The sequence below is a fragment of the Pseudoflavonifractor sp. An44 genome, from assembly GCF_002161675.1.
Lineage (GTDB): Bacteria > Bacillota > Clostridia > Oscillospirales > Oscillospiraceae > Enterenecus > Enterenecus faecium.
Genome location: NZ_NFIH01000030.1, coordinates 23,005 through 29,806, shown reverse-complemented (window position 1 = coordinate 29,806; position 6,802 = coordinate 23,005). Strand labels below are relative to the sequence as shown.

Here is a 6,802-nt window from a genome sequence, read left to right as displayed (position 1 = left end):
GGAGGGAAGGGCTGAAGCTGAGGCGGATGGAGTGGGGGATGGGGGTGGCGCATCGGAGCCCGTACTACACCCCATCAGGATCCAAGCAAGAATAATACCTAGAATTAGCAGTTTGTTCATCTCATAACCTCCAAAAAAATTCTGGCATAAGACCTGTTCGCCTTATGCCAGAATCATAATGGAAGTATCTCAACAAATTCTCAAATGCAGCAGATTTTTGCGGTGACCTGTGCGCCGCCTTCTGCGCTGTTTTCCAGGTATAGGTTTCCGCCCAGTTTTTCTGCCAACACATGACAGATGTATAACCCCAGTCCAAAGTGTGGCGTACTTCCCAGTGGGTGTTTCTCTCCCCGGTAGTAGGGAGCGGAAGCGTATTGCAAGTCTTTTTGGGAAAATCCAATGCCGTCGTCTGTGATAGAGAGTGTGAGAACATCTCCTTCTCGATCCAGAGATACCGCAATCTTGTGTTTGGCGTATCGGGCGGCGTTGGAGAGAATGTTTTCGTAAATCTGTAGGAATGCCTCCAAATCCATCACCAGCAGTTGTTCCGTGATAGAAGAATGAAACTCAATTTTCCCATGTGGGAACAGAAGCTGTGCGGTTTCTGAGACCGCCTCTGTGATACGCTGGGCAGGAATTTCCCGTGGACGGGGCTGGTAATCTTCCAGACGCTGCAAATCCCCCATGGTGGACACATAGGAATTGAGGCGCTTTACTTGCTTTTGAATGGAGGCTATGGACTCCAGAAGTTCTGGTTGTGCCTCCAGATGATCCCCAAGCTCATGGACGAGCAAATCGGTATGCCCCTGAATGACGGTGAGAGGTGTTTTCAAATCGTGGGCAAAGGCTGCGTTCAGCCGTTTGCGCTCCTCCACGGCGTTCCACATATTCCGATTGTTTTCAACCAGTTCCCGCCTCATGATCTCAAAGGCGTGACACAGGCGACCCAGCTCGTCCGTTCCACTGTCATCAATTTGAAAATCCAGATTGTTGTCTGTGATCTCCTGTGCGGCATGGTTCAAAATGGACAGCGGCTTTTTGATTTTCCAGTGATAAAAAATCAACGCAGCCAGTACCAGGCATACGGAATACCACAGAATTGCAGCAACATCCTCCAAATTTCCAAAGAAGGCGTAGGCCTGACGGTCTCCGGCCTGAAAATCATCTGCGTCCACCAAAGTGACCTCTTGCCAGAGTGCCATATCATCCGATTCAGTCAACGGAACTTCATCGGTGAAAACCATGTCCTCTGGAGGAATGTACACCGTCATTTCGTATTTGTCTTCAATTTCGGCCCGGCTTATTTGGGCGACCCATACCGTCAATTTGGTCAGAGAAAGGGCAGCCGCCAAGCAAACAAGACCACACACCATGAAAGCCATGGGGATGGATGCCTTGCCCATCCATGTCTTTATGCAACCCATTTGTAACCAATCCCCCATACTGTCTCAATGCATGGTTCACATCCAGCCTGAGTAAATTTCAACCGAATTTTTCGGATGTGCTCCATGATTACCGTATCGTCCCCGGAGCCTTCCAGCCCCCACACCCGGTCGTAGATGCGGCTACGTTCAAAGGTTTGGCCCCGATGGAGGGACAGCAGCTGAATGATGTCAAACTCCTTGCGGTTGAAATGAATGCTTTTCTCACCCACAAAGACTTCTCGAGCCGAGTAGTCAATGGTAATTGAGCCAAACACTTTTCTCTGGATGTCCTTACTGCGGCGTTCTCTGCGCAGGTGTGCTTGGATGCGGGCATTTAGTTCAGGCAGGGAAAAGGGTTTTGTGATGTAATCATCTCCACCTGAGGCGAATCCTTCGATTTTATCGGCATCTTCATCTCGAGCTGTTAAAAATAAAATGGGGCAGGAAACCATGTCACGGATGGCTTTGCACGTTTCAATTCCGTCCATTTGCGGCATGTTGATGTCCAATAGAATCAAGTCTGGTTTTTCTCTTAGCTTCTCTATGGCTTCTGTCCCATCCATAGCACAGCTGACCCGATAGTTGTTTTGGAGCAAAAAACGTTGAAGCATGGTAATGATTTCGTTTTCATCATCTACCAGCAATATGTGATATGCCATGTGTAACACCTTCTTTCGTTGCACATTATAATTTGATTTTCGGGAAATGGCAAATGGAAGAAAGAAAATCACAGACAAAAGTAATGCCTCATAGTCAAGGTTTATCTATATCATTTTTATCCAAATGATATAGATAAACCTTGACTACACGCTGACAAGGACAGCGCCTATGCCAAGTACATGGGGGATGCTTTTTCAAAATCTCCACCGCTGGGGTCAACGGACAGTTCCGCACTCCCGGTACATCATCTGCGTGGTGGTGGACAGGATGGTCTCAAGAGCGGACGATATGATCTGTGAAATTCAGACTCGCTCCTTGATACAAAATGTTGCCGCATAATCATAGGGGGTCGCAGTGTCGTTAAGGGTGTTGGTTTTACAGACCAGCTTTTTATGCCCTGCAGAATATAAAAAGCCCTACCGCTGGATGTGCATCCAGCAGCAGGGCAATAACAATGAAGTAGATGTATTAGGCAGCCATCAATTTGCGAACATTTTTTATGGCAGAAGAACTGCCTACGATAAGAGCAAACACTCCGAGGGAGACAACTGTAAATGTAATGGCATTCTGCCGACTTTCCTGATTTCGTTGTTCGTAGTTTCTATCTAGGGCATTAAGTTTCTCTTGGGTAGACATATCTTCAGCGCTTTCAATCAATTTGGCTTTGGTAGCATACTTTCCCTTAGACTCGTTCTCAACAGAGAACGCAGCATCCAATATCAACTGCTGGGCTTTTGTAAGAAGAGTATTTCTTAAATTGTTGTTGTCTTTAGCAGTAAGTACGGAATGGGTATTGTTCATGGGAGACCTCCTGATATCTGTATATTCTATGTGTGGCCAACATGTGTTCACCGACTTCTTGACTGTATCTATTTTATTTGATAGTGTATGAAAAGTAAACACTACCAACGATATATAGATGATGTAAATAAAACAGATTTATTGGAGGAATATACTATGAATGATATAACTCAACGTCGAGCTGAGATTTGGTGTACGAGGCTTAATGGGCTTATGAAATCAAATGGATATGTGCAGGAAACATTTCTAAGTGAATATAAAAAGAAATTTGGCGGGGGGACACAAGCCAATGTAAGTCGATGGTTGCGTGTAGGATATACAATTCGAAAGAACGGTGTTGCAAAAAGAATTGGCTTTCCATCATATGAAAATATGTTGAATATCGCAGAATTTTTTGGAGTTACGGTAGGATACTTAACCGGTGAAACAGACTTTGAAACATTTGAAATGGAAAAAGCATGTCAATGTCTAGATATTGATGAAGAAACAGGCAAAGCTCTGAAAAATATATCATCCGGTAAAAAAATCCTTTTCGGATGCCATTTAACAAAAGAAAATAGAGCCGCATTAAAGTATCTGGTCACGTCGGATTGCTTCCCTCGGTTTGTTATTGGCTTACGTGAGTACGCAGAAAATGTCTATCGTCAACACCATCCGATAAATCACCTCGCCAAGGTAGAAGTAAAATTAAAGAAAGAGCTTTTTGAATTGGCAGTTCGGTGTTTAGATTACCAGAAGGCTTATGACGAGAAGTACGGTGAAATAGATGATTTCAAAGATAACAATGTGGAGCCTACAGAAGAACTTTTGAAAGCCATATCCTTACTGAAGAGTGCAATTGAGCAAAATTATGAAGACGAAGTGTCCAGTGAGCGAGAAGTTAAGTTATCAGAATATGAACTACAAAAGGTCTATTTTGAGCTGCTTAGGGATGTAATTTTAGAAGAACACTTGCCGGAAATGACGATTCCACGTTATGGGGAAGATGATTCAATTCAAGAAGACGGAGCAGCAACGGATGTTTTATAGACCGGTTCTTTGTAGGTGGGAGGTCATCCTGTGCCAATGATAACGAAAAAGAAACTCAAAGATTATAAGAAACTGTGCTATGATAGAGAGGAGAGAGGAATATTAACGCTGGACGGATTACGCTTCATCTATGAAGCAAATGGCTATAACCCAGCAGCCATTGGAGAGTACATTCTGGAAGTGCCGGGCACAATACACGGGGAAGGAGAAATGTAAATGCCTACAAGAAACCAACATTTTGTTCCGAGGGTATATTTGAAAGCGTGGGAAACTAAAGTTGAGACAAAGAAAGAACCGCAGAAACAGTTTAGTGGCGTTTATTATTTTGAAAAAGGAGATACTATTGGTGAGGGAGCCACACGTGACACCATTCTCTGGAAACCTCATCTATATACTATTAGTTTTAGGCAGTTGTACTTGTCAAAAAAGTGTCCACTGGTTTACAGTTTTTTTGTTGACGAAATCTTTAATTCGATGAGAACGAATAGCCCACGGCCTGTTTATGGAAAACTGGGATACAGTTTAATTAAAACAAAAAGAAGTGTTCACAAACATCTGTGTGATATTGATAGTTGGGATTTTTACTATGATGATGGGACGGCTGCGAGGAAAAAAGCGCTTTTGAATCGATTTAACGATATGCGCTGCTACCTGTTAGAAGATTCATTTAATGTCGTTTTTGAAAACAACTGGGAGAGTATCCTCCAGACCTTTATTGATGAAGTGAAACATGCACCACCAATCCCGGGATTAGGCTTAGATAGAAAAATTACAGAAAAAGCAGCGAAAGATATGATGGGATTTTTCTTCATGATGCTCTGTCGAAGCCCTCAGTTTGATGCTATGGGTGTATATACGTGGATGAACGATATTTTGAAGCAGACTTTCTCGGGTGTAAAAGAAACTGAAGAGATGATGGATGCGGTGTGGTTTACTGAACTGTACGGGATGTTTTATAAGGGTGATGGAGGTTTTTATCATACCGTATTGGCTAAAGCGGTTGAAGATTGCCAGTTTATTCTTTTTGAAGCATATCCTGATGCAGGCAGTTTTATTACATCTGACAATCCTGCATTTCAACACATATCCCACGTTGAGAAAAATAATATGAATGGGTATTACTTCCCAATAAGTCCTAACCATATGTTGTTTATAGCAAAAGGAAGTGGCCCAGTGAACATTGTTGGATATCGTATGGCAAACAGTGACTTAGTTAAAAAGCTTAACCAGATAATAGCTTTACATAGCATTGAAAAAATAGTGTCTACAGAGAAAGAGCGCACCAAAATAATGTGAATATCGAAAGGTAGTCGGAAATCAAATCCTGTGGTGAGGCATTTTGCCTATGTGATTAAGATCGAATTTACTGCGCCACTGAAAACAAAAAATGAGAAAATATCAAACAGAGGTCTTCCGTTGTCGGGAAGACCTCTGTTTTACATCAGGACTGCTTCAGCCACGCCACAAACTCATCCAGAGTAATGGCATTGCCGTCGCACTTCTTTTTCATCTCTCTGGCCTGTTCGCTCCAGGCGTAGAAATCGGTGTCCGAGATGCGCCCAGCCTTGATCCAGGCAAAGCGCTTCTTATACTCCTTACGGTAAGCCTTAAAAATTGGGTCGTCGGATTGCTTCTTGGTCCACTGCTGGAAGGCCCCAGCCTCCCGGCAGGTCTGCTGTCCTTCCGCCACGGGGCGCTCGCAGTACTCTGCGCTCACCCGTCCGGTCTGGGGGAAGTAGCGGCCGCAGTTCTTGCAGCGGCGGACCGTAATGCCTCTCTCCACGCAACTGCGCAGAGAGTAGTCGATCATATCTGAAATACTGGAGGAGTACAGGACAGGGGAGCAGCGTCCGGGCTCCACCGGCTCAAAGCTGAGGGGAATGGGGTGGAAGGAGAACAGCTCAGGATCTTTGGGAGCATCGTACAGATAGTTCTGGGATGCCTGAAGCTGGGGGTTACGTCCAGCGCTGTCCACGTCCAAAACTAAGTCAAAGAATCGTTGGATCTGATTCTGGTACAGAGGGAGCTGCTGGGGGAGGTGTTGCAGTTCGTCCAGCATCTGCTGATCTTCTGCGCTGCCTTGGTCGTCATAAATGCCCATGCGGGAAAAACGGTCATACCAACGCACATACAAAAGCTCCAGGTAGATGTGCCGCTGTCCCAACTGGGCCAGTTCCACCATGGCCTCGGTTCCGGCCTGACGGTCATCCTCTGCGATCAGGCGATTCCAGTTGTGGCTGATTCGCTCCAGGGGAGGGGTGAGTTTCTGGCAATCCATCTCCTGAAAGGTGAGTAGGCTTTCTAAAAAGGGAAACTCCCGGCAGGTGGATGGTGCGCCCTGAGTGCCGGAGGCATCAAACTGAAAGAACTCCCGCTTCTCGGAGAAATACATTTTGCTATACCACATGGTTGGTCACCTCAGATTAGACTAATAGTAAAAAGACAATTTGATAGACTTGACACAGGTGTGGAGGTTGTGTTACCATGGTCAAGTGATAGACTGTCTAAAATAAATTAAGATAAGTCTAACATTAGAGAGATGATCTGTCAATGAAAAATTCTCTCCGCCGCACCTTGAAAACTGAACACCCATCACCAGAGATGATACTCACCGGGGAAGTAGCGCCATGACACTGTTATAGGACAAGCAGTAGAGCGTACCAAGGGGAAGCAAACGCCGTGTAGGTTAAGCAGGGCAGGAACGGGTATGGTGTATGGCCAAAAGGTAAGTGAACAAAAAAGACCGCTGAACTGCTGCAACAGTTCAACGGCCCGCTGCGTTATGGAGAACACAGCCCAATCTGTGTGTAGTTTATCAGAGAGACCTCCGAAACGCAAGAAAAATCTGTTCTCTGAATGTAAATGAAAACGGAGGTATCAGTGAAAAA

At 44.9% G+C, this 6,802-nt stretch carries 7 protein-coding genes; 3 read left to right on the top strand and 4 right to left on the bottom strand.

Going from position 1 to position 6,802, the window contains the following annotated elements:
- Positions 1-200: 200 nt before the first annotated feature.
- The 3 genes from B5F98_RS11380 to B5F98_RS11370 all read right to left on the bottom strand — a co-directional run bounded on the left by B5F98_RS11380 (position 201) and on the right by B5F98_RS11370 (position 2,885).
- Complete coding sequence (locus B5F98_RS11380; protein WP_158099846.1) at positions 201-1,382, bottom strand: HAMP domain-containing sensor histidine kinase; 1,182 nt, start codon at positions 1,380-1,382, stop codon at positions 201-203.
- 29 nt (positions 1,383-1,411) lie between these two features.
- Positions 1,412-2,083, bottom strand: coding sequence for a response regulator transcription factor (locus tag B5F98_RS11375; protein WP_087372757.1), 672 nt, complete (start codon positions 2,081-2,083; stop codon positions 1,412-1,414).
- 469 nt (positions 2,084-2,552) lie between these two features.
- Positions 2,553-2,885, bottom strand: a complete 333-nt coding sequence (locus B5F98_RS11370) for a hypothetical protein (RefSeq protein WP_087372754.1) — start codon at positions 2,883-2,885, stop codon at positions 2,553-2,555.
- 156 nt (positions 2,886-3,041) lie between these two features.
- Between B5F98_RS11370 and B5F98_RS11365 the strand changes: the two genes are divergently transcribed.
- Genes B5F98_RS11365 through B5F98_RS11355 form a run of 3 tightly spaced genes read left to right on the top strand, consistent with a single transcriptional unit; the run spans position 3,042 to position 5,210 of the window.
- Positions 3,042-3,914, top strand: a complete 873-nt coding sequence (locus B5F98_RS11365) for a hypothetical protein (protein ID WP_087372751.1) — start codon at positions 3,042-3,044, stop codon at positions 3,912-3,914.
- A gap of 30 nt (positions 3,915-3,944) precedes the next feature.
- Positions 3,945-4,130 (top strand): hypothetical protein, encoded by a 186-nt coding sequence (locus B5F98_RS11360; RefSeq protein ID WP_143482791.1) that lies wholly within the window; start codon positions 3,945-3,947, stop codon positions 4,128-4,130.
- The gene (locus tag B5F98_RS11355) at positions 4,131-5,210 is read left to right on the top strand and encodes a DUF4238 domain-containing protein (RefSeq protein ID WP_087372746.1); all 1,080 of its coding nucleotides are present in this window, start codon (positions 4,131-4,133) and stop codon (positions 5,208-5,210) included.
- A gap of 145 nt (positions 5,211-5,355) precedes the next feature.
- Here the strand turns inward: B5F98_RS11355 and B5F98_RS11350 are convergent, their stop codons facing one another.
- A complete protein-coding gene (locus B5F98_RS11350; protein WP_087372743.1) occupies positions 5,356-6,321 on the bottom strand; it encodes a DUF6076 domain-containing protein in 966 nt (321 codons plus the stop codon).
- Positions 6,322-6,802: the final 481 nt, after the last annotated feature.